This is a genomic window from Thiocapsa sp. C2-2m (assembly GCF_041903745.1).
Taxonomy (GTDB): Bacteria; Pseudomonadota; Gammaproteobacteria; order Chromatiales; family Chromatiaceae; genus Thiocapsa; species Thiocapsa roseilacustris.
The window spans coordinates 1-26093 of the sequence record NZ_JBBWVD010000037.1 but is presented as its reverse complement, the minus strand read 5'-3'; the positions used below and the strand labels follow the sequence as shown (position 1 = coordinate 26093).

The 26093-nt window shown below is 64.0% G+C and carries 27 protein-coding genes; 14 read left to right on the top strand and 13 right to left on the bottom strand.

What is annotated here, in order from left to right:
* Position 1 precedes the first annotated feature (1 nt).
* The 4 genes from AADX97_RS23260 to AADX97_RS23245 form a co-directional block, all read right to left on the bottom strand.
* A complete protein-coding gene (locus AADX97_RS23260) occupies positions 2 to 1825 on the bottom strand; it encodes an adenosylcobalamin-dependent ribonucleoside-diphosphate reductase (protein ID WP_374236245.1) in 1824 nt (607 codons plus the stop codon).
* Between the two features lie 288 nt (positions 1826 to 2113).
* Positions 2114 to 2896, bottom strand: a complete 783-nt coding sequence (locus AADX97_RS23255) for a L,D-transpeptidase family protein (RefSeq protein WP_374236246.1) — start codon at positions 2894 to 2896, stop codon at positions 2114 to 2116.
* A gap of 111 nt (positions 2897 to 3007) precedes the next feature.
* Positions 3008 to 3829, bottom strand: a complete 822-nt coding sequence (locus AADX97_RS23250; RefSeq protein WP_374236247.1) for a LuxR C-terminal-related transcriptional regulator — start codon at positions 3827 to 3829, stop codon at positions 3008 to 3010.
* A gap of 51 nt (positions 3830 to 3880) precedes the next feature.
* Positions 3881 to 4939 (bottom strand): transporter substrate-binding domain-containing protein, encoded by a 1059-nt coding sequence (locus tag AADX97_RS23245; protein ID WP_374236248.1) that lies wholly within the window; start codon positions 4937 to 4939, stop codon positions 3881 to 3883.
* 194 nt (positions 4940 to 5133) lie between these two features.
* Here AADX97_RS23245 and AADX97_RS23240 point away from each other — a divergent pair, with 194 nt between their 5' ends.
* Positions 5134 to 5421 carry a hypothetical protein gene (locus tag AADX97_RS23240; RefSeq protein ID WP_374236249.1) on the top strand — a complete coding sequence of 96 codons (288 nt, stop codon included), beginning with the start codon at positions 5134 to 5136 and terminating at the stop codon, positions 5419 to 5421.
* Positions 5422 to 5470: 49 nt separating this feature from the next.
* Here the strand turns inward: AADX97_RS23240 and AADX97_RS23235 are convergent, their stop codons facing one another.
* From AADX97_RS23235 to AADX97_RS23225, 3 genes are all read right to left on the bottom strand, one after another.
* Complete coding sequence (locus AADX97_RS23235; RefSeq protein WP_374236250.1) at positions 5471 to 5722, bottom strand: hypothetical protein; 252 nt, start codon at positions 5720 to 5722, stop codon at positions 5471 to 5473.
* Positions 5723 to 6051: 329 nt separating this feature from the next.
* Entirely contained in the window at positions 6052 to 6399 is a 348-nt protein-coding gene (mazF, locus tag AADX97_RS23230; RefSeq protein ID WP_374236251.1) for an endoribonuclease MazF, read from the bottom strand.
* Complete coding sequence (locus AADX97_RS23225; protein WP_374236253.1) at positions 6399 to 6641, bottom strand: AbrB/MazE/SpoVT family DNA-binding domain-containing protein; 243 nt, start codon at positions 6639 to 6641, stop codon at positions 6399 to 6401. The genes mazF and AADX97_RS23225 overlap by 1 nt, the downstream gene beginning before the upstream one ends.
* Positions 6642 to 6693: 52 nt before the next feature.
* On the opposite strand from AADX97_RS23225, the gene AADX97_RS23220 reads away from it, so the two are divergent.
* From AADX97_RS23220 to AADX97_RS23200, 5 genes are read left to right on the top strand one after another with little or no spacing between them, the layout of a single operon-like run.
* Positions 6694 to 7197: an acyl-CoA dehydrogenase family protein gene (locus AADX97_RS23220; protein ID WP_374236254.1), complete on the top strand. Its 504-nt coding sequence runs from the start codon at positions 6694 to 6696 to the stop codon at positions 7195 to 7197.
* Positions 7198 to 7229: 32 nt separating this feature from the next.
* Positions 7230 to 7547 carry an acyl-CoA dehydrogenase domain-containing protein gene (locus tag AADX97_RS23215; RefSeq protein ID WP_374236255.1) on the top strand — a complete coding sequence of 106 codons (318 nt, stop codon included), beginning with the start codon at positions 7230 to 7232 and terminating at the stop codon, positions 7545 to 7547.
* 17 nt (positions 7548 to 7564) lie between these two features.
* Positions 7565 to 8056, top strand: a complete 492-nt coding sequence (locus AADX97_RS23210; protein WP_374236256.1) for a beta-ketoacyl synthase N-terminal-like domain-containing protein — start codon at positions 7565 to 7567, stop codon at positions 8054 to 8056.
* Complete coding sequence (locus tag AADX97_RS23205; RefSeq protein WP_374236257.1) at positions 8053 to 9186, top strand: enoyl-CoA hydratase-related protein; 1134 nt, start codon at positions 8053 to 8055, stop codon at positions 9184 to 9186. The genes AADX97_RS23210 and AADX97_RS23205 overlap by 4 nt, the downstream gene beginning before the upstream one ends.
* A gap of 1 nt (position 9187) precedes the next feature.
* Positions 9188 to 11041, top strand: a complete 1854-nt coding sequence (locus AADX97_RS23200; protein WP_374236258.1) for a long-chain fatty acid--CoA ligase — start codon at positions 9188 to 9190, stop codon at positions 11039 to 11041.
* Between the two features lie 286 nt (positions 11042 to 11327).
* Here the strand turns inward: AADX97_RS23200 and galE are convergent, their stop codons facing one another.
* On the bottom strand, positions 11328 to 12338 hold the full coding sequence (gene galE / locus AADX97_RS23195) for a UDP-glucose 4-epimerase GalE (RefSeq protein WP_374236259.1): 1011 nt from the start codon (positions 12336 to 12338) through the stop codon (positions 11328 to 11330).
* 110 nt (positions 12339 to 12448) lie between these two features.
* On the opposite strand from galE, the gene AADX97_RS23190 reads away from it, so the two are divergent.
* From AADX97_RS23190 to AADX97_RS23175, 4 genes are all read left to right on the top strand, one after another.
* Positions 12449 to 13156, top strand: coding sequence for a TIGR04283 family arsenosugar biosynthesis glycosyltransferase (locus tag AADX97_RS23190; RefSeq protein WP_374236260.1), 708 nt, complete (start codon positions 12449 to 12451; stop codon positions 13154 to 13156).
* A gap of 108 nt (positions 13157 to 13264) precedes the next feature.
* Positions 13265 to 13552, top strand: coding sequence for a hypothetical protein (locus AADX97_RS23185; protein ID WP_374236261.1), 288 nt, complete (start codon positions 13265 to 13267; stop codon positions 13550 to 13552).
* A gap of 406 nt (positions 13553 to 13958) precedes the next feature.
* Positions 13959 to 15116: a putative zinc-binding metallopeptidase gene (locus tag AADX97_RS23180; protein ID WP_374236262.1), complete on the top strand. Its 1158-nt coding sequence runs from the start codon at positions 13959 to 13961 to the stop codon at positions 15114 to 15116.
* Between the two features lie 124 nt (positions 15117 to 15240).
* Positions 15241 to 16629 (top strand): DUF4139 domain-containing protein, encoded by a 1389-nt coding sequence (locus AADX97_RS23175; RefSeq protein WP_374239327.1) that lies wholly within the window; start codon positions 15241 to 15243, stop codon positions 16627 to 16629.
* Positions 16630 to 17186: 557 nt separating this feature from the next.
* On the opposite strand, the gene AADX97_RS23170 is transcribed toward AADX97_RS23175, so the two are convergent.
* The 5 genes from AADX97_RS23170 to AADX97_RS23150 all read right to left on the bottom strand — a co-directional run bounded on the left by AADX97_RS23170 (position 17187) and on the right by AADX97_RS23150 (position 20483).
* The gene (locus AADX97_RS23170) at positions 17187 to 17855 is read right to left on the bottom strand and encodes a DUF6946 family protein (RefSeq protein WP_374236264.1); all 669 of its coding nucleotides are present in this window, start codon (positions 17853 to 17855) and stop codon (positions 17187 to 17189) included.
* Positions 17856 to 17934: 79 nt separating this feature from the next.
* Complete coding sequence (locus tag AADX97_RS23165) at positions 17935 to 18360, bottom strand: hypothetical protein (RefSeq protein ID WP_374236265.1); 426 nt, start codon at positions 18358 to 18360, stop codon at positions 17935 to 17937.
* 407 nt (positions 18361 to 18767) lie between these two features.
* Complete coding sequence (locus tag AADX97_RS23160; RefSeq protein ID WP_374236266.1) at positions 18768 to 19484, bottom strand: TAXI family TRAP transporter solute-binding subunit; 717 nt, start codon at positions 19482 to 19484, stop codon at positions 18768 to 18770.
* Between the two features lie 373 nt (positions 19485 to 19857).
* Complete coding sequence (locus AADX97_RS23155) at positions 19858 to 20235, bottom strand: type II toxin-antitoxin system PemK/MazF family toxin (protein ID WP_374236267.1); 378 nt, start codon at positions 20233 to 20235, stop codon at positions 19858 to 19860.
* Positions 20229 to 20483, bottom strand: a complete 255-nt coding sequence (locus AADX97_RS23150; RefSeq protein WP_374236268.1) for an AbrB/MazE/SpoVT family DNA-binding domain-containing protein — start codon at positions 20481 to 20483, stop codon at positions 20229 to 20231. The genes AADX97_RS23155 and AADX97_RS23150 overlap by 7 nt, the downstream gene beginning before the upstream one ends.
* A 272-nt stretch (positions 20484 to 20755) precedes the next feature.
* Between AADX97_RS23150 and AADX97_RS23145 the strand changes: the two genes are divergently transcribed.
* The 4 genes from AADX97_RS23145 to AADX97_RS23130 all read left to right on the top strand — a co-directional run.
* Positions 20756 to 21340, top strand: coding sequence for a Uma2 family endonuclease (locus AADX97_RS23145; RefSeq protein WP_374236269.1), 585 nt, complete (start codon positions 20756 to 20758; stop codon positions 21338 to 21340).
* A gap of 313 nt (positions 21341 to 21653) precedes the next feature.
* Positions 21654 to 22520, top strand: a complete 867-nt coding sequence (locus AADX97_RS23140; RefSeq protein WP_374236270.1) for a shikimate dehydrogenase — start codon at positions 21654 to 21656, stop codon at positions 22518 to 22520.
* 386 nt (positions 22521 to 22906) lie between these two features.
* The gene (gene hsdR / locus AADX97_RS23135; protein ID WP_374236271.1) at positions 22907 to 25366 is read left to right on the top strand and encodes an EcoAI/FtnUII family type I restriction enzme subunit R; all 2460 of its coding nucleotides are present in this window, start codon (positions 22907 to 22909) and stop codon (positions 25364 to 25366) included.
* Between the two features lie 3 nt (positions 25367 to 25369).
* On the top strand, positions 25370 to 26093 hold a 724-nt coding region (locus AADX97_RS23130), incomplete at its 3' end, for an N-6 DNA methylase (protein WP_374236272.1).

Here is a 26093-nt window from a genome sequence, read left to right as displayed (position 1 = left end):
GTCAGTCCTTGTCCCGCTCCGATCCGCAGCAGTGACCCGGCGCGTCGGGCGCCCGACCATCCATCGCCTCGCTCAGGATCTCGCCGGTCACCGGGTTGGGCCTGAAGGTCGTGCAGCCCTTCAGCCCTAGGTCGTAGGCACGCCGATATAGCCGCTCGAACGACGCGAACGGGATCCCTGCCGGCACATTGATCGTCTTTGAGATGGCGTTGTCGACATCGGGCTGAAGGGCCGCCTGCATTGCGAGATGGTTCTCCGGCGCCACCTCGTGCGCGGCGACGAAGGCCGGCGGTCCGGGCTGCCGACCGAAGCGCTCGCGCCAGAGCCGTCCGGCATAATCCTCGACCCGATACCGGTCCGATCGACCCGCGCCCGTATGGACTCGCCGATACTGCACCCGAGAGAGGACCGGCTCGATGCCGCTCGAGAGGTTGTTTGCGAGCAAGCTGATGGTTCCGGTCGGCGCAATCGCGGTGAGATGCGAGTTGCGGATCCCGCCCGAGGCGATACCGGCGCGAATATCCTCGGGCAACCGCTGCACGAAGGGCGCCGCCAGATAGGCATCGCGCACCAGGTACGGAAACGGACCCTTCTCGACGGCAAGGGCAACCGAGGATCGGTAGGCCGCATGACAGACCGTGCGCATCGCCGCTGCCGCCTGATCGCGCGCGGCCGGGCTGTCGTAACGCAATCCCAACATGACAAGCGCGTCGGCTAGGCCGGTGATCCCCAGACCGATGCGGCGACTCCCCCGCGCCTGCTCGGCCTGCGCGGGGAGCGGAAAGTGCGAGAGATCGATCACTGCATCCAAAATCCGGGTCGCGACAGCCGCCGCATCCGCAAGGGCGTCCAGATCGAGCGACGCGATCTCCTCGAAGGGTTCCCGCACGAAGGCGGTCAGATTGAGCGCGCCAAGATCGCAGGCGCCCCACCTCGGCAAGGGGATCTCGCCGCAGGGATTGGTGGCGCAAATGCGCTCGCGGTAGGCCAGGTTGTTTTCGGCGTTGATCCGATCGATGAAGAGCACGCCGGGCTCGGCGGCGTCGTAGGCGGCAAGCATGATGCGCGTCCAGAGCGCGCGCGCCGGCAGGGTGCGGAGAACCGCACAGACAACAGGAGCATTACAGCCGGGCCAGACACGGATTCTTCGGCCTTGGAAGCCGGCATGATCCCGATGCGCCATCTGCTCGACCGGAAACACCAGATCCCAGGGCGCGTCCGCGGCCAGCGCATGCATGAAGCCATCCGTCACCAACACCCAGAAATTGAAGTTGCGCAGCCCCTTCGCATCGCGCTTGGCGTCGATGAAGACCTCGATGTCGGGGTGGTCGCAGCGCAACGTCCCCATCATGGCACCGCGGCGCACGCCGGTGGAGAGCAGGGTCGCGCACATGCTGTCCCACAGGCCCATGAAGGACACCGGCCCCGAGGCCGTGCCCCCGACGCGCTGGGCGCACAGACCGGCGGGACGCAGCGTGGAAAAGTCGCAACCCACGCCCCCGCCCTGCTGCATGGTTAGGGCCGCATCTCGCAGCGACTCGAAGATGCCCGACATGTCGTCCGGGATCGGACCCATGACAAAACAGTTGAACAGGGTCAGGTCCCGATCCACGCCGGCCCCGGCGAGGATCCGCCCGCCCGGTAGAAACCGAAACCCCTTCAGCAGGTCCAGATACCGCGCCGCCCAAATCTTCCACTCGGCCGGCTCGACCGACGCCAGCGCGCACGCAACCCGGTACCAAGTCGCGTCGAGACTGGCCTCGCCTTCGGCCCGATAGCGGGTCTCCCAGACGAGACGCGAGAGTGTCGGCTGCCGGTCGTTCACACTTGATCCGCCTCGGCTCGAAACTCCGGATGACAAAGGTCCACCCGCGATCCCTCACTGCCGTGGACGGACCCGGATCGACCTCGCTCGAACCAAGCCTGGCACAAGGATCAAGCCATGGCCAGCGCCGATTCGCGCCTTTGGCCGAACATTCACCGCGATCGATCCCTTTTGGGAGAACCCCGACGGAGAAGCCCCTAAGCCCCCGAAACGGCGTCGGATGAGGCATGTTCGTCGACCGTCGAAGTGGCGGTCGCCCTCGCCGCCGCTATCTCGTCGTCGAGCCCCTCAAGCACTGGTCATGATGACGAAATCCTGACCGGATCGGCGATCCGGGTGCAGCGGGTTGTCGGTCACGATCATGACCATGCCCGGATGCATGCTCTTCTTCATGGCGCGCTGGAACGCATCGTCCGCCTTGAGCCTGGACACCACGGACTCTTCCGATCCGCTGCCGCCCGAGACCATTGCGCCTGCGTTCTCATGATGGCTGATGGCCTGCCAGGAGAGACCCTTTGCGGCATCGTGGGTCCCCTTGAGGATGAAGACGTGCGACCCGAGCGTGCCGCCCGAGCCCTTCACGGAGACGCGACCTTCGGCGACGACGCGGCCGTTTTCGATCAGGTCGATCCTGCCGTCCGCCGTCGAAGCGATCACGGTGGTCACCGGATACTCGGATGCCGCCTGCCAGTCGGAGGGATGACGTTTTCCGTCCAAACCCGCGACGGCATCCTCGAGCTCCTGCTCCGCATAGGCACCGAGCACCAAACCCGGATGCGTCAATTCCCAGGGATCCGAGTGTGATCCGGCGATGATCACCGGCGTGCCCGGATGCGTCACCGTCCAGAGCTTCTCCGAGAAGGCGTAAGGCAGTCGCACGCACCCGTGCGATGCCGGATACCCGGGCAGCTTGCCGGCATGCAGCGCGATCCCGTCCCAGGTCAGGCGGTTCATGTTCGGCATGGGCGCGTTGTTGTAGGTCGAGGACTGATGGTCCTTGTCCTTTTCCAGCACCGTGAACACCCCGGTCGGTGTCTCATGGCCGGGTTTACCGGTCGAGCAGGTCGCCACGCCGATCCGGATCCCGTTGCTGTAGACGTGGGTCAGCTGCTCCGGGAGCGAAAGGAATCAGGGAATTCCCGTCGGGGATCTCCCGACACGGCTTTGATGTGCAAGGTCGTGTCACTCCAGCGGTGCGATCCCGGCGCGGATCGCGAACATGACGAGACCGGCCAGGTTGTCGATTCCGAGCTTGGCCATGAGGCGACCGCGATAGGTCTCGACCGTCTTGGTGCTGATGCCGAGCTCCGCGGCGATCTCCCTGGTGCGTCTGCCGCGGACCAGAAGTTCCAACACCTCGCGCTCGCGCCCGGTCAGCGCAGCCTGATCCAGATCGGGACAGCCCTCTGACTGAAGTGCATCCCGACCCTGGCTCGGGGATGCCAGCGAGGGGCTGATGAAGGTTTCGCCCCGCAGGACGGCCTGAATCGCGGCGATCAGATCGGCGCCTGCCTCGTTCTTGAGGACATAGGCGGCGGCACCGGCGGCGAGCATCCGTTTGCGATAATGGAGATCGCCATACATCGACACGGCGACGATCCGGGTTCGGGGAGATCGGACGCGAATCGCCTCGGCTGCCTCGATACCGCCGAGACCCGGCATCGCCACGGCGAGCGCGGCCTCGGCCCGGCGACGGCGGCGCACCTCGCGGGCGAGACTGAACGCCCACCAACCGATGATCGCAAGCAGCAGCGCAGCACCCGCAACGACCCGCAACAAGAGACCCCAGTCCGCCTCGACGTGATACCGGATCGAGATCCAGTCGTGGTAGATCGCATCCCTCTCGTGACGCGGGATTGCATCCAGGCCCTTTTGCAGGATGGCCGCCAGCAAGGGCTCGTCCCGATGCACCGCCATCCCCAAGCGATAGACGAACGGGGTCTCCCCGAGCACCTTGATCTCGGTGAGGCCGGACGCGCCGATGTAGTAGCTGGTCGCCGCCACCGCCGGAAGAAGGTCGAGTTGGCGTCGGTGGAACTGCGCAACGGCCGCTGCTCAGGACCGAGCATCGACGAACTCGAGCCGCAGGCCGAGACGCTCGGCGACCAGCCTGATATAGGCGACCGAGATCCCCTGCGGTCGGCGCTGCTCGTCGAAGAACTCGATCGGCGCCCACGTCGGATCAATGCCGACCCGCAGCACGGGATGGTTAGCGATCCACCTCTTCTCCTCGGCACTCAAGCCGATCGGCACCGGACCGCCCGTGAAGACATCGGCGCGCCCGAACCAACGTCGATGCAGGACAGCCGATTCCTCGGCGGTGATGGCCGAAAACCCCTTGTTCAGGATGCCGACGAGCTCCGGCCAGTCTTTGCGGATCGAGATCCCCAACCGCGCGGGGCCCTCGGACAGCATCCGCTTCGGCCCGAAGCCAAGCACGCCATTGCTCGCTCGCCAGCACTCCAAGGCGTACGAGCCGATGGCTGCATCCACCACCCCCGTGAGCAGTGCCTCGGCCAGCTCCGCTTGGCTCGGCAGCGGAACCGCTTCGATGGACGACTCCCCGGCCAGCAGCGTGCGTTCGCGCAAGACCTCCTGCACATAGCCAACCCGCCGGCCGTTCAACCCAGCGAGCCCCGGCAGCGGCAGAGGGTCGCCGTCGCGCAGGTAAAGAAAGAGGTGAACGGTATGGAAGTCCTCCGTGAACAGAAAGCGATCGCCGCGCTCGGGCAGCGGCGCAGCCAACGTCAGGCCATCGAGCCGGCGTTCCTCGGCCGCGGCAACCATCTCATGCCAAGGACCCGCCTCGAGCCCGATCTCGATACCGAGCTTGTCGCCAAGCAACCGCAGATGATCGACGGCGAATCCGGCGATGCGCCCCTCCCCGACCGGAATCACCCAGGGCGCCCACTCGGCACCGACGCCGAGCAGAATTCGCGGATGCGCGTGCAGCCAGGCACGCTCGTCCGGGGTCAGCAGATCCGCACGGCTGTCCTCGGCGACGACCCCGCGAATCACCGACAGCCAGACGAGACCGATGACAAGAAGTGCCCTTATCGCGCGTCGGCGAGCGCGTGCGGAGCTCTGAAATGGCGCGTCTCGTTCGGTCGTCATGGGTGCATTCTCTGCGCGGCCGAGAAGCAAATCCATTGTGGCCGGAGAAGGTACTGCCAAATCGCCGGATATCCCGCGAGAATCAAAAGCGCTGTCTCCGGATTTCCAATCGATTATCAAACCACGACAAAATTGACGTGCCTTATTTTTGACGCTATGACATCGCCGTCCTGTACCAAAGGGTCACCAGTGCAATGTCGATCAGACTAGGCAGCAAAGCGGATGGAGAGGCGTTCTTCGATCGCGCGCATGAGCGGCTGTCCGAGGCCCCGGTGTTGTTGCTGGTTGACGATGTCTCGGTCTTCGTGGAGAAGGCACTGGCGCGCGACCAGCCCGACACGGCGAGGTTGCTTGCCTGGCTGCGCGCGTGGCCGATGCGCCTTGCCAAACGAAGAGGCTCTTTGAATCGGCGGCCCAACAGACGTGGTCTACGCAGATGGCCACTTGATCTGCTTTTGGACGGACTCCGCCCGGCCGAATGATCCGGCGGACGGAGTCGTCGAACCGAAACCGGTCCGGCGTCGTCTCTGCCTACTTCTTCTCGTCCATGGCCTTGAGGTGCTCTTCGGCTTTCTCATGGGCCGCGTCGAGCTTCTTCTCTCCCTTGGCGTCCATCGTCTTCAGATCAGCTTCCGCCTTCGCGTGCGCGGGGTCGAGCGTCAGGTCCGATTCGGCCTTCTCGTGTGCCTTTTCGAGTGCCTTTGCACTCTCGGCGGCGACGCCGGTCGACAGGATCAAGGCCAAGGCCGAAGCCGCAATGGTGATCGTCTCTTTTACTTTCATCTCAGATCGCTCCGATTGATTTCCATGAACACCAGACGTTGTGTTTACCGCGTTTTCCGGTCTCCTGTGGGTCGGTGTCACGACGTCTCATGACCCCGGCGCACCTGCCGATAATACGTCGCCGCAACCACAAGGGCCAGCGGCCGCTTGATGGGTTCCTTCGTCTGAGCAACGAGGATCTCGCCGCATCGCGCCCAAGCAGAGTCGTACGTGCCTTCGCCGTGGGCGCGCGGACCCGTATCCGCCGCCTCTTCACTGCCGAACGCCAGGCAATCACGACGAGCTGCAGCGCTTGGAGCACCGGCACAACGTCGTCCAAGCGATCTGATTCATTGTTGGAGCTCCGAGCCCAACAGGGCCAGGATCTTCGCCCTGACTTCATTCAGCTCGGTGGCAGAAACCCGCCCTTTGTGTTGCGCCTTGCGAGCCACCCAATCGAGGCTCTTGACCTGGTCCGCCAAGGCAACGCTCGGACGATCAGCCGCGATCATGACATCGAATGGATAGCCCTTGATTTGAGTTGTCGTGGGGCAGCACAACATCAGCCCGGTCTTGCTGTTGTAGGACGAAGGGCTGACGACCAGCGCCGGGCGGTAACCGGCCTGCTCATGCCCGGCTTGAGGGTTGAAATGCAGCCACACGATGTCGCCGGCCTCGGGCACATAGCGCCCGGCCATCAAAGGGCTTCCTTGCCGACGGGTACACCAAAATCGACTTCGGAATGCAGGTTCGCAGGCGTAATGCCGGCCAGCAATTGGGCCAAGTCGTATCTCGCGGTGCGGACCGGCTCGATCACGATGCAGCCACCCTCTTCGCGGATGTCCACGGTTTCATCCAGCTTCAGATGAGCCGCTTCCATGATGGCCGCAGGTATGCGCACCGATGCGCTGTTGCCCCACTTCTTGACGGTGACATGCATTTTGACCTCCTCCGTATCTTCAATGTCGATACACTATGCCACCATCGAGGACATGAAAACATGGCCAATTCCTCGCCTCCTGTCCGCTTCGGGGCATCGCGGGGCGCACGAGGATGTGGATCTGGCGCCCGAGGTCTGGTCCTTCATCCGGCGCGAGCGTCTCTTCGGACTCGTCATCCCGACCCGCTACGGCGGACTCGGCTTCTCGCCGCTGGCCCACTCCGAGATCGTCATGAAGCTCGCCAGTCGCAGCATCACGGCCGCGGTGACCGTGATGGTGCCCAACAGCCTGGGTCCGGCCGAGCTGCTGCAGCGCTACGGCACAGAGGCTCAGCGCGACCGCTGGCTCCCGCGTCTGGCGAGCGGCGAGGAGACCCCCTGCTTTGGACTGATCGGACCGAAGGCCGGCAGCGACGCGGCCTCGACACCGGACATCGGGGTCGCCTGTCACGGCGTCTTCAAGGGCCGCCCCACGCTCGGGATCCGAATCGATTTCGAGAAGCGCTACATCACCTTGGTACCGGTCGCGACCCTTATCAGCGGCTTGACTGGCTGAGCAGCGTCTTCGCACTCAATGCGGATCGCGCCATGATGACCTTGGGCAGGAGCCTGAAGCGGCGCGAGCGTCTCTCCGCGCGGCTCGGCGACATTCTGAGCCTGCTGTTCATGGCCTCCTGCACGCTCAAACACTACGAGGACCAGGGCCGACCTGAGGCCGACCGTGATCTGGTCGAGTGGGCCATGGCGGACCACCGGATCGGCATCCAGGAGGCGCTGGTCGCGCTTTGGCGGAATTTCCCTCGGCGCGGGGTCGCGCGCCTCCTAAGGCTCATCAGCTTCCCGACGGGCCTGCACTTCGAGGGGCCGAGCGATGCGCTGGAGGTTGAATCCAGAGCCGCGGCCTAATCCGAACGGAGGACAGGATGAGCAAACGCACACAAGCGAACACCCGACCTGTCTATCTGATCGACGGCCGCCGCACACCCTTTCTGAAGACGCGCGGTGTCCCCGGACCCTTTTCGGCGGCGGATCTTGCGGTCGGCGCCGGCCGTCCGCTCCTGCTGCGCCAGCCCTTCCCGGCGGAGGCGATCGACGAGGTCATCTTAGGATGCGCGGTGCCGAGCCCGGAGGAGATGAACGTCACCCGAATCGCTGCACTTCGCCTCGGCTGCAGCGAGCGCACCCCGGCCTGGACGGTCCAGCGCAACTGCGCATCCGTGCTCCAGGCCTTGGATAGCGCCGCGCAGTCAATCGCCTCGGGCGGGGCGGATCTGGCCCTCGCGGGCGGCACCGACGCCATGAGCCACGCCCCGGTCATGAAGCGTCGAGGGCTGACCCAGGGCGTTGCAAGTCTTTGTATCGGAGGCGGTCAGGGCGGCGCCCTGCTGCTTCGAGCGGAAGGAGGTGTGCCATGAAGACCCTCTGGACGATCGAGCAAGACGCCGCGGACGGAATCTGCAGGCTCGGCATCGACGACCCGTCGCACGCCGTCAACCTGCTCTCGATCGCTGCACTGGATGCGTTGGAGGCGCGCCTGGAGGAGATCGCAAGCGGACTCGAAACAGGGATCGCGTCGAGATCCCAGTCGCATCCGATCAGGGGACTCATCATCCATTCGCGCAAACCCAATGGATTCATCGCCGGCGCGGATGTCGGCGAGCTCATGCGACTCACCGATCTCGCGGAAGCCGAGCGCCAGATCCGCCGAGTCCACGCCCTGTTCGCCCGCATCGAGGCCGTGCCGATCCCGACACTGGCCCTGATTCACGGCATCTGTCTCGGCGGCGGCCTGGAGCTCGCACTCGCTTGTCGCTACCGTAGTGCGAGCGACGACCCCGCGACCAAGCTCGGCTTCCCCGAGGTGCGACTCGGGATCTTTCCGGGCTACGGCGGCACCTCGCGCGCAATCCGCACGCTTGGCCCCATCCCCGCCATGCAAGCCATGTTGACCGGCAAAACCTACTCGGCCCGCCAAGTCCAACGGATGGGTCTGGTCGATCGAGTCCACCCGCAACGCCAGTTGGAGACAGGCGCTCGTGATCTGATTCGCGCCGCACCCTCACCAAGCCGGGCGTACTTTTTGCCGCGTCGGCCCAATCTCCCTCCGGTGCACGGATGGATCGCGCGCCGGATGACCCTCCGAACGGCGGCCAAGGTAAGACAGGAGCACTACCCTGCCCCCTTCGCCCTGATCGAGCACTGGCGCGCCAACGGCGAGAACGCAGAGGGTCTGCTCGACGGCGAGGCCCGACGCGTACCCGAGCTGCTGCTCGGCGAGACCTCGACGAACCTGCGGCGCCTCTTCCATCTCCAGGAACGCCTCAAGGCCCTGTCCGATGAGGATCCGGATCTGCTCGACGCCGGCGTCGTCTTCGGCACCGGCTTCGCCCCGCACCGCGGCGGCCCGCTTCACGAGATCACCCAAGGCGGCTGGGAGCGCATGCGCGAGCGCCTCGATGCGCTCCAACGCGACCATGGCCGCCACTTCAGACCGGAGCGTGGCTGGCAGTTGACCCCGGCCGGGCTCTATCGAGGAGGACACTGACATGTTGCTGTTCGATAAAACCGCAACGACAGGCGTCTCGAAACGCCGGCTCGATCTCATCTCGGCCAAGGATGCAGGCAGCCTCTGCGGCCTCTTGCTCGAACGTGTCGCGCGCACCCCGGATGCGGTCGCCTACCTTCAGTACGACGACCGCGCGCAGACCTGGATCGAAACCACTTGGCGCGACACCGCCCGGGCGGTCGCTCATTGGCAGGCGGCCCTGACGCGCGAAGGTCTCTCCCCCGGCGAGCGTGTGGCCATCATGATGCGCAATCGGCGCGAATGGGTCGCCTTCGACCTGGCCGCGCTCGGCCTGGGCCTGGTCACGGTGCCGCTCTATCCCGACGACCGGGCGGAGGCGGTCCGGCACATCCTGGACGACGCCGGTGTGCGACTCCTGCTGCTCGAGACTGCCGAGCAACGTGCCAAGTTGTCCGCCATCGATCCAACGCTCGCCGAGCTCAAGCGCCGGCTGGTGCTCGAACCGGCCGATGCGGCACTGCCCGAAGGCACGCGGGCAGTCGGCGATTGGCTCGGCGAGGCGCTGACCCCGACCGATCATCGGCCCATCGATCGGGTCGACAACCCCGATGCCTTGGCGACCATTGTCTACACCTCCGGCACGACCGGACACCCGAAAGGCGTGATGCTCAGCCACCGCAACATCCTCTGGAACGCCGAGGCGTCGCTCAAGCTCATTCCCGCACGACCCGATGATCGCTTCCTCTCCTTCCTGCCGCTCTCGCATACGCTCGAGCGAACCGGTGGCTGCGTCCTGCCGATCATGGCCGGCTGCAGCGTCGCCTTTGCGCGGTCGATCCCGCAATTGGCCGAGGATCTGCTGCAGATCCGACCGACCGTCATGATCGCGGTCCCGCGCATCTTCGAGCGCGTCGATGCGAAGCTGCGCGAACGGCTCGACGGCGAATCCGCGCTCAAGCGCCGGCTGTTCGAGAAGGCGGTGAACATCGGCTGGAATCGCTTCGAGCACAGCCAAGGCCGGGCGAGCTGGCACCCGGGCCTCTTGGCGGCCCCGCTGCTCGATCACCTGGTCGGCGTGAAGATCCGCGCGCGCTTCGGCGGACGACTGCGGGTTGCGGTCTGCGGCGGCGCACCCCTGGCACCGGACATCGCAAGGGTCTTCATCGCGCTCGGCGTCCCGCTCGTGCAGGGCTACGGACTCACCGAGACCAGTCCCGTCATCAGCGTCAGTCCGCTCGAAGACAACATCCCGGAGAGCGTCGGCCGGCCGCTGCCCGGACTCGAGTATCGGGTCGGCGATCTGGACGAGCTGATCGTGCGCTCGCCAGGCGTCATGTCCGGCTACTGGAAACAGCCGCGGGCAACCGCCCAGGTGCTCGACGCCGAGGGTTGGCTCAAGACCGGCGACCAAGTGCGCGTCCAAGACGGCCACCTCTTCATCACCGGCCGCATCAAGGACATCCTGGTGCTCGCCAACGGCGAGAAGGTCCCGCCCGCGGATATCGAGATGGCCATCACCGGCGACCCGCTCTTCGAGCAGGTCCTCGTCATCGGCGAGGGACGCCCCTTCCTGAGCGCGCTCGTGGTGCTGAACCCGGATGTCTTCACAGAGGTGGCGAAGGCCGAAGGGCTACCGGCCGACCCCATGGTCGCCGATGCCGACGGCCGACTCGAGCCCATCCTGCACAAGAGGATCGAGAGCCGGCTCACCGGCTTCCCCGGTCATGCCAAGATCCGCCGCGTGGCCTTGGCGGCCTGCCCCTGGTCCATCGAGAACGACCGCATGACCCCCACGATGAAGCTCAAGCGGGCCAAGATTCTGGCCGATTATCGCGAGGCGCTCACCCGGCTCTATGTCGGGCATGAGCATTGATGCAGAGTAGTCTGGGAGGCGCAGGACGGACATCCGCTCTTGCGCCTCGTGCCCCCGGTCGACGATCCGCTGCGATGTCGGCGACACCGGGGTTAGGTGGTTTCCGGGAATTGCCATACCCGTAGGTTGTACTGACGATAGGAGGCACAACTTGCGCCGGCGTTTGGTTGTGCCTCGCACGGCTCGGCACAACCTACGCCACTTTAGACCGCGCTGCCTCGAACGGTCGTTAAGTCTGCCGGGGCCGATCCCATCCAAAAACAACGCATACCGCGCCTGGCGCGGTTTAGTTCACGCCCTTTCGCTCCAAGGCCGGCCCGCGGTGCCAATCCCACGCAGTGCGGATGATGGCGTCGAGGCTCGCATACGCTGGCACCCAACCGAGCTCGCCGCGGATGCGGCTCGCATCCCCGACGAGGCGCGGCGGATCGCCGGCGCGGCGCGCGCCGAATTCGACGGGTACGGTCAGACCCGTGATCCGCTCGGTGGCCGCGATGACCTCGCGCACCGAGAAGCCCTGTCCGTTGCCCAGGTTGTAGACCCGACTCGGCGCCCCGCCGAGCAATGCGTCGAGGGCCCGAAGATGTGCTTGGGCGAGATCGGCGACGTGGATGTAGTCGCGAATGCAGGTCCCGTCCGGCGTGTCGTAGTCGGTACCGTAAACGGTGAGTCCGGATCCGGTTCCGGCGGCGGCCGCGATCGCGAGCGGGATCAGGTGGGTCTCCGGATCATGGTCCTCGCCGATCTCGGAGTCCGGATCCGCACCGGCGGCGTTGAAATAACGCAGCGCGATCGCACGCAGACCGTGGGCCGTAGAGAAGTCCGCGAGCATGCGCTCGACCATGAGCTTGGATGCGCCATAGGGGTTGATCGGGTTCTGCGGGTGGTCTTCGTCGATTCGCTCGCTGCGCGGGACACCATAGGTGGCGCAGGTACTCGAGAACACGAGCGGGGCGACGCCGTGATCGCGCATCGCTTCGAGCAGCGTCAGGGTCCCGGCGACATTGTTGCGGTAGTACTTGCCGGGGTCCTTGACGGATTCGCCGACGTAACAAAATGCGGCGAAGTGCATCACCGCGGCGGGTCGATGGCTCTCGAGCACCGCATCCAGTCGCGCGCGATCCTGGATGTCGCCCTCCTCGAGAGGCCCCCAACGCACCGCCCAGCGATGGCCATAAACCAGATTGTCGTAGACGATGGGGCAATAGCCGGCTTGGTGCAGAAGCTTGCAGGCATGGCTGCCGATGTAGCCTGCACCGCCGGTGACGAGGATCGGTATTCTGAGGGCGTCGGGCATCGTATTCCCTATAGCGTCATTGGCATTGGCAAAGGTGTCGGACCCGACTCGAAGCCTAGCACGAACCCTTCGCCGACACAGCCGAGCGAAACGAACGAGGCGTTTCCCGAATGGTGCGTAAACCTCCGCTCATCTCCGTCATTATCCCGACCCTCAACGAGGCACGGGGCATCGTCGCGCTCCTGAATGAGACTGCACCCGTCCGCACGGCCGGCGGTGAGATCCTGGTCGTCGACGGGGACAGTCCGGACGGCACGGCCGGTATTGCCGTACCCTATGCGGACCGCGTTCTGAGCGCGCCGCGCGGCCGTGCCGCCCAGATGAACGCAGGCGCAGCGGCGGCCCGTGGCGATCTCCTTGTCTTTCTGCACGCCGACACGCGGGCGCCGATCGAGACACTGCTCCGACTTCCCGACCTGCTCGCGCGCAGCGGGCGGTCCTGGGGCCGCTTCGACGTGCGGATCGAGGGCCGACATCCGCTCCTCCCGCTCATCGCCTGGAGCATGAGCCAACGCTCGCGCCTTACCGGAATCGCCACGGGAGATCAGGCGATCTTCGTGGACCGAGCCCTGTTCGAGCGCGTCGGCGGTTATCCCAAGATCGCCTTGATGGAGGACATCACACTCTCGCGTCGACTCAAGCGCCACGGCCAACCGCTATGTGTACGTGATCGCGTCGTCACCTCGGGGCGGCGCTGGGAGAGCAAGGGTGTCGTGCGCACGATCCTACTCATGTGGTCGTTACGACTGGCCTACACACTCGGCGTCCACCCTGACAGGCTGTCGCGCATCTACGGGCATCGTTCTCGGCCGGATTGATCCGCCGAACGGCCTCGTCGGACGCGGTTGCTTTCGGCACGGCGACGCGGAATACTCCGACGCGCAATCCGTGCATGCCCTGATTAGATCTCGATGGAGGAAACGACAATGATCGACCGCAAAGTTTACATCGAAACGATGAAGGCCAAGATGGACGAATGGGACGCGGACATGGAAAAATTGCAGGCCAAATCCGAGAGTGCACAGGCCGAAATCAAGCTGCACTACGAGGAGCAGATGGAGCGGCTGAGGCAACAACAGGAAGATGCCCGCGAGATGCTGAGCAAGATGACCGACGCGAGCGAAGCGGCGTGGGAAGACATGCGCAAGGGCATGGAAACCGCTTGGGAAGCCACGAGCAAGGCATTCATGGACGCCTTCTCGCGCTTCAAGTAGCCCGAGAGATCGCCTTCGTCGGCCTTGTTCATCCGACCGGCCGGAAGCGGCGCCGGCGACGTCGCGAAGCGGCAACACCCCCGGGATCGACGACGTGTAGTCGTCCTCTTCCGCCGCCCCGACGGCCAACGGGGGTCGGGCTGAGCGCGACGCTCCCGGAAACCGCGCCGAAGGCGCTTTTTCCGGACCGGCATCGCTCATTAAGACCGGCCACCCAAGGCATTCCGGGGCTCATGACACCCGCTCCGAGTGCCACGATGGCTGGAGTGACGATCAAGGCCGGCTGGACCGAATGAGCGAGGCCCTTCCGCCGCTGATTCGGCTGACGGCGGTGAGATCCCTGTCCGGGTCTCCGGCCACGGACCTCGCGGTATCATCGTATTAAAGCTCTGGAACTACCGCCATCATGAAGACATTCGTCTGTCAGTCTTGCGGTCAGCCGGTCTTCTTCGAAAACACCCGATGCACACGTTGCGGTGCCGCCTTGGGCTTCCTCCCCGATCAGATGCGGCTCTCGGCATTGGTCGCTGCGGGAGACGGTATCTGGACGGCGGCGCTCCCATCCCCTTCGACCGGAGCCCGACCTCCCGGCTTCTTCGCTCGTCTGTTCGGCGCACTCGCTCCCGCATCCAAACCCGGTCCTGGCGCAAAGCGGCATTATCGAAAGTGCCTCAACTACGCCGAGCACGACGTCTGCAATTGGATGGTGCCGGCGGATAGTCCAGTCCGGTTCTGTATCGCCTGCGCCCCTAATCGCACCGTGCCCAACCTCGGGCGACCTGGCAACCTCGAAAAATGGGCGCGCATCGAGCGCGGCAAGCGGCGCTTGGCCTACGGACTGCTGCGGCTCGGACTCACGGTCGAAACACGGCAACAAAATCCCGAGCAGGGTCTCGCCTTCGATTTCCTCAGCAGCGAAGACGCGCCGCCCGATCAACCGGTCATGACCGGCCACGCCTCGGGGCTTATCACCATCAATATCAACGAGGCCGACCCGTCGCTGCGCGAGCGGGCGCGGCTGGATATGGACGAGCAGTACCGCACCCTGATCGGCCACTTCCGCCATGAGATCGGCCACTATTACTGGGACACCCTGGTCCTCGACGGCGGGCGGCTGGAGGACTTTCGCGCGCTGTTCGGGAACGAGCAGACCGATTACGGCGAGACCCTGCAACGCTATTACGACGCCGGTCCACCCGCTGACTGGCAGGATCGGTTCATCACGCCTTACGCCAGCGCCCACCCTTGGGAAGACTGGGCAGAGACCTGGGCGCACTACATGCACATCGTCGACACTCTGGAAACCGCGGGGCATTTCGGCATCGAGGTCGAATGGCCGCTTCCGGACGGAAGCCGTGCGGTCTCGGATCCCGACTTCGACCCCTACGATCTGAAGGATTTTCAGCCGATGATCGAGCACTGGCTGCCCCTCACGTACGCGATCAACAGTCTGAATCGCAGCATGGGCCAGCAAGACCTTTACCCATTCGTCCTGCCGCAGCCGGCCATCGACAAGATGGCCTATGTCCACAGGACAATTCGCGCTGCAGCCAAGCGATCTTAGCCAGCAACTTCTGCCGAGCACCGATCACGACGAGCACACCATGCCTACAACACCATCTCTTTTCGGACCCCATCGTTCACCCTCGACCGCACCCCTACTCGCCGGCATCGCGACGAGTCTCATGATGTTCGCCACAATCGGAGCCGCCATGGATCAGGAACAACGCATCGACAACAACGCCCAAGAGGCGCTCGCGGTCACCATCTACAACTCGGATCTCGCCCTGGTGAAGGACCGCCGACGCGTCACCTTGAACGCGGCCGAGAACCGTCTCGCATGGCGCAACGTCTCCCAACGCATCCGACCCGAGACCGCCCTGCTCACCGAGACCTCGGGGACACTTTCGGTCGGCCTGCTGGAGCAGAACTTCGACTTCGATCTGCTCACGCCCGAGAGCCTGCTGCAAAAGTATGTCGGGCGGACCGTGCAGGTGATCCGCACCAACGATGCCGGCCAGCAGGAGATCGAGGACGCCATCGTCCTCGCCGCGAATCCGGCGCCCGTCCTGCGCTATGCCGATCGGATCGAGACCACGGTGGTCGGCCATCTCGCCTTCCCGGACGTGCCGGCGGATCTGCGTGATCAGCCTACACTCGTTCTGCATCTGAATGCCGCGACCGGTGGCGAAGGTCTCTTCGAGCTGTCCTATCTCACCGGTGGACTCGCCTGGAAGGCGGACTATGTGGCCGATCTCTCCGCCGACGGCGCGCAGATGGACATCAACGGATGGGTCACCCTGACCAACCAGAGCGGCATCGCCTATCGCGGCGCCCAAGTGCAGTTGGTGGCAGGCGAGGTCAATCAGGTCGAGGAGGAGATGCCCATGCCGATGATGGCACGCGGCATGGTCATGGACGCAGCGCCCCCGATGCCGGTCGAGGAGAGTCTGGACGAGTACCATCTCTACACCCTGCCCCGCCCCACCGACATCCTGAACAACCAGACCAAGCAGGTCGCGCTGTTGAGCGCACCGCAGGTTTCGGTCACGCGCGAGCTGGTCGTCAGCGGTCAACCCTATACTTACCAGTCCCGCACCTCGGACGGCTGGACCAAGCTGCCGGTCGCCGCGACACTGCGCTTCGAAAACAAAGACGGCAACCTCGGCATCCCGCTTCCGAAAGGCATCATGCGCGTCTACGCCAAGGACAGCCGAGGCAACGCTCAATTCGTCGGCGAAGACGCCCTCGACCATACCCCGAAGAACGAGACCGTCACGCTCAAGCTCGGCGAGAGCTTCGACGTGTCCGCACGGCGCCGCCAGATCGAGTTCAAGAAGCTCGCCGGCACCAGCGCCTACGATTACGCCTACGAGACCGCGTTCGAGCTGGAGCTCAAAAACGCCAAAGAGGCCCCCGTCACCGTCAAGGTCACGGAGCAGATCCCGGGCGACTGGACCATGCAGAAGGAGAGTCAACCGCACACCAAAGAGGCATCGAACCTCGCCTCCTGGTCGCTTGCGGTCCCCGCCGAGGGCTCGACCATCCTGAGTTGGCGGGTGCAGGTCAGGTTCTGATGTCAGGGGCGCGTCCGGTCCTTGTCATGACACAATGCCCGAGCCGCGCCGGCTTGTGCCGATGATGCCTCACGCATAAACCCGGCCACGTCGCTGATCGGATCTGTAGGGTCGACAAGCGCCGTAGGGTGAACAAGCGCAGCGCAGTCCACCAGCGTTGGCGCAGGGTTCAGTGGACTTCGCTCTCGCTCGTCCACCCTACCGGAAGAGTTCATGAAGAACGCCTGCTTTTTTCTCAAGTCGAACGTTTTTAGGCGAATTCCGGAAACCTTCATACCAATGGCGTAGGTTGTGCCGAGCCGTGCGCGGCACAACCAAACGTCGGCGCAAGTTGTGCTTCCTATCGTCAGCACAACCTACGGGTATGGAATTTTGCGGAAATCGCCTTAATTAGCGCAAGGGGTGAATGTCCAGCCAGAACTCGTGACACCGCTCCGCGGTGTCACGCATCCCGATGGCGCTCTGCGCCACGTGACGCTATGGCCGAAGTCACGAAATCAAGGTTTGCCGAGTACGGATCGTGGCAGTACATGGTAGTGATAGCCCCCACGGGCGAGCTATCGGGAAAGGTAGTAGGCATCGCCGCGAACCCACGCCAGATAAAGCGAGACGCGGGAACGCAATCCCACCGACACCATCCTGCCATCTGCTGCGTCGCCTCCCATCAGAGAAGCAAATGCCGCATAGTCTCCGAACCACTCGCTGGTCTGGCTGAACGAATGAACCAGCATGACCGCATGAGCTGCGTTGAAGCGGTGAGCTTCGATAATGGCTGATGCAGTGCGATGCAGGAGTTGGTAACGCGTGGTGTCCGGAACAGAGGAGAGGCCGATGAGCGACAGAATGTATTCAAGACGCTTGGCTTTGCCAGCGCTTGAACCTGTTTTCCACTCCTGCACCGTGGGGCCGAACGGCTCGGAAACTTTGCCCTCGACGGCAATTGAAATGAGCTGGTTTTCGGAGCGGGCGAGAACCCAGATGTCGTTCTGCGATGCGCGAGAACCGCCGGGCAGCGGAACCTTATGCTCGGGCAAGGCAAGCAGAAGCTCTGGCGAGGGGAAAACAGACGCCAGAACAGATCCCACCTCCGCCGGGAAGCCATCAGCCTCCTGCCACGAATAGGCTAAGGTGCGGGCGGAATATCCCCGACGCCAATGCTTGACCGGCTCGGCAAGAAATTGCGCCCATTGCTCCGCGCTTGACGTTGGAATGTAAATTCGGCTCAATGGCGGCTCTCCAAAAATCTACGCCGACGGCGGGACCGGTCAAAACGCAGTGAGCTCCCGGCAGAGCCGAGAGGTTACCTTATTCAGTCAAATAAACCGCGGAGGTGTCGAATGCTTCTTCCGGCGTTCCATACCAACTTCCGTTGTTGAAGACGCAAGGCTCGTATTCTTCATGACTGTAGGTATAGAAAGCCATTGACCACTGGTTTTCATCATCGAAGTAACGTAGGCGACATAAATGTGTTGGCATATGACGTAGCCGCTCAATGTAGGCTTCTCGGGATTCCCCAAAAAGAGTCGGATCGTAATCCGCCGCAACATAGGGCTCCGTGTAGGCGTCAATGTAACAAAACTGGCCCCGGAACCGAACTTCGATCCTGTTGTACTTTCCCGCGTAATTTTCCGCTGCATGATCCAAGATTCGCCTGGAAATCAATTTCTTGGTTGCATCCGGGATTTTTTGCCCCCCGGACTGCGGATCCAAAACCCACATCTTTTTTGCCATATCAGTACGCCTCTTCTTTATTCTTGTCGAACGCTTTAATGACCGCACGAGATGCATGGGCTCCGAAGCTAGACGATGATCGAGATCCTGTAAACCTCCGAGGTGTAGTCGCGGCGGGTGACCTCGCCGCAGAACGGGTCGCGGCCATCTGCGACGCGTTTGACTTCCCGGCAAGAAATCTCGGTAAGATGGATTTATACCTTGGTCAGTTGCTGGAACCGACGCGGGCGAACCTGGAATGCACCGCGCGGCTGTGGGCGATCGTGTTTGCCACGAGCATGCTCGGGTCTCTTGATTCCCTTGCCCGCGGAGTGGGCCGCACTCACGGGCCTTGCTCGCGTAATTCCGGCCATCGTGGCACTTGGCGCAGAGCGCCACGGGGCATGCCTGACACCGCAGAGCGGGTGTCACGAGCGACTGATGTTTTGGGTGTTGGCGGGGATGACGCCGGGCCGATTGGCGGGGCTTCCGATCGCGGCGACCACGTCCGCGGGCACCGGGATGAAACGCACCGACATGGTGTAAGCCAGGTCCCGGAAGGCCAGCATGCCCAGCCCTGAGGATTGGAGGGTCGCATCCAACTGGCGATTCTTCATCAGCTCCACGGACGCCGCGTAAGGCAGATATTCCACCTTGCCCATGTCCTCGTGCGTCAGTCCGGCGGCCTTGAAGATGGCGCGCGCGTTGAGCTCGGTCCCCGATTTGGGCGCCCCCACCGAGATGCGCTTGCCCTTGAGGTCGTCCAAGGACCGGATACCGGAATCAGCGCCGGCGACGATCTGGATGTAGTTTGAATGCGCCCCGCCGATAGCGCGCAGCTGGTCCAACGGCTTCTTCAAACCGGCGTCATCGACACCGTTCCAGGCATCCGAGACCGAATCCCCCAAGGCCAAGGCCAACTCGCCGCGCCCGGCCTGCAGCAGGTTCAGGTTCTCCACCCACGCCTTGGTCGCTTGCACCGTGGACTTGGATCCCTCGATCCCGTTGCCGTAGATCTGGGACAGGGCGACCCCGATCGGGTAATAGACCCCGCTGGTCCCGCCCGTGAGGATATTGATGAAGGTCGGACCGCTTGAGACGGCAGTGCTGAAGGATAGCGCCGCGGCCGCGGCGAGGAGGGGCAAACTCTCGCGTGGCGTGATCGGGTGTCTCAGTAGGTGCGAGTCGTCGACCGCTGTGCGCGGTCGGTTCCCGAACGCAGCCGCTCGGCGGGCTCCCGCATGGGATCGGGGGACACGATCAGACCGTGCCTGTCGATCTCGATCGGAGCCTAGCCCGAGTCAGGACACAAAACAATACCGTCAAAAGCGCTCGCACTAGACCACGGTCGCCGCGACTCGCCTGGGTCAAAGTGGGGATTACATCGGGAAAACGCGGGCCATTTAGACCCGGAAACGCTGTAACGACGACGCCATCGGCTCCGAAGCGAATTCGGCCGAGGCGTCCCATTGCCGCCTGCCTCGCCCGTCTCTGTGTCCGGCGGGGCGCTGGTGGTATTCAGGCCAGTTGCACGATCTGGTTGAGAACTTCCAGCACCTCGGCAAAGCGGGCATCGGGGATGCGTTTCATCGGATGTGGTGCGCCGCTGCGCAGACGCCAGTCGAAGGATTTGGGCTGGTGGCAGAGAACGTAACTGGTTTGCCCGGCCTTGCGCCCCCCGGCTGCGCCGACCGCTACGGCAAAGGGGTTGTCGGCGTTATAGGCGGCGGTGGTCATGGGCAGGCCGATGACCAGCGAGGTCCGTTCGTTGAAGACCTTGGGCGAGAGCACCAGAAAAGGATGAACATCCCGCATTTCCTGCCCGCGCTGGGGATTACAGTCGATCCAGATGACGTCCTGGCGATTCGGCGCCCAAGCCTTGACGGCTTTCACCATTGTTCGGCACCGAGGGCCTTCTCGGCGGGCATGGCTTCGCCGCCGTGGCGTTCGGGATCGAAACAGGCCAGGCGTTGTTCCAGAGTCAGTTGCTCGTCGCGGATCGGCGTGATGATGACCCGTTCGCCTTCCACGGTGATGTTGACACGCTGGTCAGCGTGCAGATGGGCAGCCCGGGCGATGGCCGCGGGCAAGCGCACACCGAGGTTGTTGCCCCAGTGTTTGATGTCGAGAACGATTGAGGTCATGGCTCGGCTCCAGTCAATGTTTATACAAAGTCTAAACATACTCTGCCTGACAAGCAAGGGATCGGGTTCCGTTTGACGACGTCTTGTGCGAGATTCAGGCAATAGGAAAGACCACGGCAGCAGCAGCGGACCCCAGCAGCGGCCCACGGGCTCAGCAAATGCCGGGGCTCGCTCTTGCTCACACCAACCTGCGCGGGCTGTCCTTGTCTCCCTCCCGCCGACCGGCTAACCTCGAGCCCATCGCCGGTCAACGAGCCCAAAGCGAAGCCGTCATGCACGCCAACGCCTTGCCACCCCCGCGTCCGCATCGCGTCACCACGCAGGAGTTCTTCCGCATGGGCGAGGCCGGCGTGCTGGACCCGGAGGCCAGGATCGAGCTGATCGAAGGAGAGATGATCGACATGCCGCCGATCGCACCGCCTCACGCCGGTCGCACCACGCGGCTGACCCTGCTGCTCATCGAGGCCATCGGCCGGCGGGCCGTCGTCTCCACCCAAAACCCGATCCTCCTCGGTGATCTCAGCGCACCTCAGCCCGACATCGCGATCCTCAAGCCGCGAGACGACTTCTACAGCTCGGAACATCCGCAGGCCGAAGATGTGCTTCTGGTCATCGAGGTCGCCGACAGCAGCGTCCGCTACGACCGCACGCGGAAACTGCCGCTGTACGCCCGCTACGGCATTCCCGAGGTCTGGCTCATCGACATCCCGGCGCGCGCCATCCGGGTCCACCGAGCCCCCGAGAACGGCGCCTACCGAAGTTCCTACCAGCTCGGCCCGCCGTATCGGATCAGCCCATCGTTGCTCGACGGCGTGGAACTGGAGCTTGGCGCACTGGTGAACGACGGTGGAGTGTGAAGATGAGGCGCGCGCAAGGTTGGCGATTTGCGATGATGTCCGCCGCGCCTCATCCACCGGCTCAACTTGAGTCTTCCACCAAGGAACGGATCACCGCACTCCTGCCTATACTAGAGTGCAAGCCAAGACCCTGGCGTGTGGATGCGGTGATGCTGCCGACCCCGGAGCGATGCCTCAAGCGGGAGCATCGCCCGGCCGGGCAGATCAAAGCCCGTCCTGTGCATGCCACCGGTTGAGCTGCAGGCACCTGACCGGTGTTCAATCCACCCGGCTCAGACACACCTCTCCCCTGATCCGCTCCTGGAGATCGCCCGTGTCCATCCTCTCGCTGCCCCCGCAAAAGCAACTGACCACCATGCTTGGCCATCCGGTCGCCGAGAACCCCATCGACCGTATGTTTGACGCCGTCTTCGCCCACCATGGCCTTCATTGGCAATTCTGGAAATGCGACCTCCCCACGGAAGACCTGTTGCCGGCGGCCATTGCCGGGGTCCGTGCGCTGGGCTTCGCAGGGGCCTGCATCACCGTGCCCTACAAGGTGGCGTCCATCCCATTTCTCGACGAGGTCGATGCGGATGTGCAAGCGATCGGCGCCGCCAATTACATGACCATTGATGCGGGCCGTCTGATCGGCCACAACAACGACGGCAAGGGTGTCGTCAAGGCCATCGAAAAGGTCACGGCGATCGCAGGCAAGCGAGTAGCCATGCTCGGCGCCGGCGGTGCCGGGCGGGCCATGGCCGTGGAACTCGCGTGGGCTGGAGCGTCCCACCTGACCCTCATTACCCGGCGCCAGGCACAAGGCGAGGAGGTCGCCGCAACCGTCACCCGGGCCTCGGGCGTGCCTGCCGTGTGGCGACCCTGGGTCGGCGAAGCGGAGATCCCTGCCGGCACCCAGATCCTCATGAACGCCACGCATCTGGGCTGTGCGCCCGAGCTGGAATCCATCCCGCTCCATTGGGACCAGATCACCCCAGCCACCACCCTGGTCGATGTGATCACCAATCCGCGCATCACCCCTTTCCTGCAGACAGCTAAGGACAAGGGCTGCCCGATCGTCGATGGCGTCGACATGCTGGTTCAACTGGCGATGCAGATCTTTTCCGCCTGGACGGGCATCGCGGCCGATGAGGCGGTATTTCAACGGGCAGTCGCGCAGGCATTGGGGGAGATGTCCTGAGGCCGGCATCGCCGTGATGAGGCCCGTTGAGGCGATTTCCGCAAAATCCCATACACGTAGGTTGTGCTGACGATAGGAAGCACAACTTGCGCCGACGGTTGGTTGTGCCTCGCACGGCTCGGCACAACCTACACCTTTGGCATAAGGGTTTCCGGAATACGCCTAAGGCTACACGTCTGCGGTAGAAATTGAGCCTGGCCCCTTTTCGCGTCGCCTTTTCGCGGGCCTCTTTTCGCGCGTGACAGGGGCGTGGGCCTGGATTGGGCGAGGCGGGCGTAGATGTACACCGCTGGATTGTTTCGGGCCATCAACCGAAGTATGGTGTCCACGGACTAAGGACCCCTTGATGCGGCGCTCTGCGCTCGCGGCCTCCGGACGAAGACGCCATGAACAAGAAGTCCCTGAGCGAAGACGACATCTGCGTCAAGTACATCACGCCTGCGATCATCAGGGCCGGCTGGGACGAGACCACACAAATCCGCCGCCAGGTCTACTTCACCAAGGGCCGCATCATCGTCCGCGGCAAACTGGTCACCCGCGGCAAGGCCAAACGCGCCGACTTCATCCTCTACTTCTGCGGCATCCCCATCGCGGTCATCGAGGTCAAGGACAATACCCACGCCGTTGCGGACGGACTTCAGCAAGCGCTCGACTACGCGCTGATCCTGGACGTGCCCTTCGTCTTCGCCAGCAATGGCGACGCCTTCGTCTTCCACGACCGAACGGGCCAGAGCGCCCAGCTCGAAACCACGCTCGGCTTGGACGACTTCCCCAGCCCCGACGCCCTTTGGGAGCTGTACCGCGCCTGGAAGGGCCTCGCTCCGGCCCAAGAGGCCGTTGTCCTGCAACCCTACCACGACGACGGCAGCGGGAAGGAGCCCCGTTACTACCAGCGCAACGCCATCAACGCCGCGGTGGAGGCCATCACCAAGGGGCTTAACCGCATCCTGCTGGTGATGGCCACCGGGACGGGCAAGACCTATACCGCTTTCCAGATCATCTGGCGGCTGTGGAAGTCCGGGCAGAAGAAACGCATCCTGTTCCTGGCCGATCGCAACGTGCTCATCGACCAGACCATGGTCAACGACTTCCGCCCCTTCGGTGCGGCCATGGCAAAGCTCAGCACCAACGCCAAGACCATCGAGCGCGCCGACGGCACCAGCACCAATCTGACCACCGCGCTGGATAAGCGCCGCCGCATCGACACCGCCTACGAGATCTATCTGGGCCTGTATCAGGCCATCACCGGCCCCGAGGAACGTCAGAAGCTCTTTCGCGAATTCTCCCCCGGCTTCTTCGATCTGATCATCGTCGACGAGTGTCACCGGGGCAGCGCCGCCGAGGACTCCGCTTGGCGCGAGATCCTCGAATACTTCTCGGCCGCAACGCAGATCGGCCTCACCGCCACCCCCAAGGAGACGGAGTACGTCTCCAACATCCACTACTTCGGCAAGCCCGTTTTCAGCTACTCCCTCAAGCAGGGTATCCGCGATGGCTTCCTCGCCCCCTACAAGGTCATCAAGGTCCATCTGGATGTGGATGTAGAGGGCTATCGGCCGACGCCCGGCGAGACCGACCTGAACGACGAGGACATCGAAGACCGCCACTACAACCAGAAGGACTTCGACCGGGTGCTGGTTATCGACGAGCGCACCCTGCGCGTCGCCAAGTGGGTCTCGGACTACCTCAAGCAGAGCGGCGACCGCTTTCAGAAGACCATCGTCTTCTGCGTGGACACCGAGCACGCCGCCCGCATGCGTCAGGCCCTGATCAACGAGAACCAAGACCTCGCCAAGCAGAACGCCCGCTACGTCATGCGCATCACCGGCAATGACCCGGAGGGCCAGGCGCAGCTCGGCAACTTCATCGATCCCGAGTCCAAGTACCCGGTGCTCGTCACGACCTCGCGCCTGCTCTCCACCGGGGTCGATGCCCAGACCTGCCGCCTCATCGTGCTGGACCGCGAGGTCGGCTCCATGACCGAGTTCAAGCAGATCGTGGGACGCGGCACGCGGGTGCATGAGGACACCAAGAAGTACTACTTCATCCTGGTCGACTTCCGCAAGGCGACCAACCACTTCGCGGATCCGGACTTCGATGGCGAGCCGGTGCAGATCTACGAGCCGGGCGAGGATGACCCTCCAGTCCCCCCGGAGGACGTGTCACCCGTCGATGAAGGGGACGACGCGATCCCGCCCGAACCCGGCGAGGACGAGACGGTCGTCGACAACCCGCAACCGCCGGACATCACCCTCCCGCCCGGCGTTGCCGAGCCGCGAGCCAAGTACTACATCAAGGGGCGACCGGTGACCGTGCTGACCGAGCGCGTGGAATACCTCGACGAAGACGGTAAGCTCGTCACCGAGAGCCTACGCGATTACTCCCGCCGTGCGATCCGGATTCGCTACGCCAGCCTCGACCAGTTCCTGCGCCGCTGGCGCTCCGCCGAGCGCAAGGAGGCCATCATCGCGGAGCTGGCCGAAGAGGGGCTCCTGCTCGACCCCTTGATGGAAGAACTCGGCAAGGACCTCGACCCCTTCGACCTGATCTGTCACATCGCCTTCGACCAGCCTCCGCTCACCCGCCGCGAGCGCGCCGGCAAGGTCGTTAAGGGCGACGTGTTCACCAAATACGGCCCCCAGGCCCGCGCCGTCTTGGAGGCCCTGCTGACCAAGTACCAGGACGAAGGCATGGTGGCCGGACTGGACAACGTTCGTGTGCTGGAGATCCCGCCTTTCAACGCGATGGGCACACCACTCCAGCTCGTCAAACAGTTCGGCAACAAGGCCGGCTTCGAGCAGGCCGTTCACGCGATGCAAGCCGCCCTCTACCAGGAAACCGCCTAGTCCATGTCCGCGAGAACCACCGTCAAATCCATCCAGGACATCATGCGCCAGGATGTCGGCGTCGACGGCGACGCCCAGCGCCTCTCCCAGCTCTGCTGGATGTTCTTCCTTAAGATCATCGACGACCAGGATCAAGAGCTGGAGGTGATGCGCGACGGCTACCGCTCGCCCATCCCCGAGCGCCTGCAATGGCGCACTTGGGCGGCCGACCCGGAGGGCATGACCGGCGAGGAACTGCTCGGCTTCATCAACGCAGACCTCTTTCCCTCTCTGAAGGAGCTTCCGGCCATTGGCGCCAACGCCAATCGCGCCCGCGTGGTGCGCGGCGTCTTCGAGGACGCCTACAACTACATGAAGTCCGGCCAGCTTCTGCGCCAGGTCATCAACAAGATCAGCGGCGTCGACTTCAACGACCTGGCCGAGCGCAAACACTTCGGCGACATCTACGAGCAACTGCTCAACGACCTGCAATCGGCCGGCAACGCGGGCGAGTACTACACCCCGCGCGCCATCACCGCCTTCATGGCCGAGCGCATCGACCCCAAGCCCGGCGAGATCCTGTTCGACCCGGCGTGCGGCACCGGCGGCTTCCTCACCTGCGCCATCCGGCACATGCGCGAGCACTACGTGAAGCGCCCGGAGGACGAGCAGGACCTCCGTTCGGGGCTCCGCGCCGTGGAGAAGAAGCAGCTCCCGCACATGCTCTGCGTCACCAACATGCTGCTGC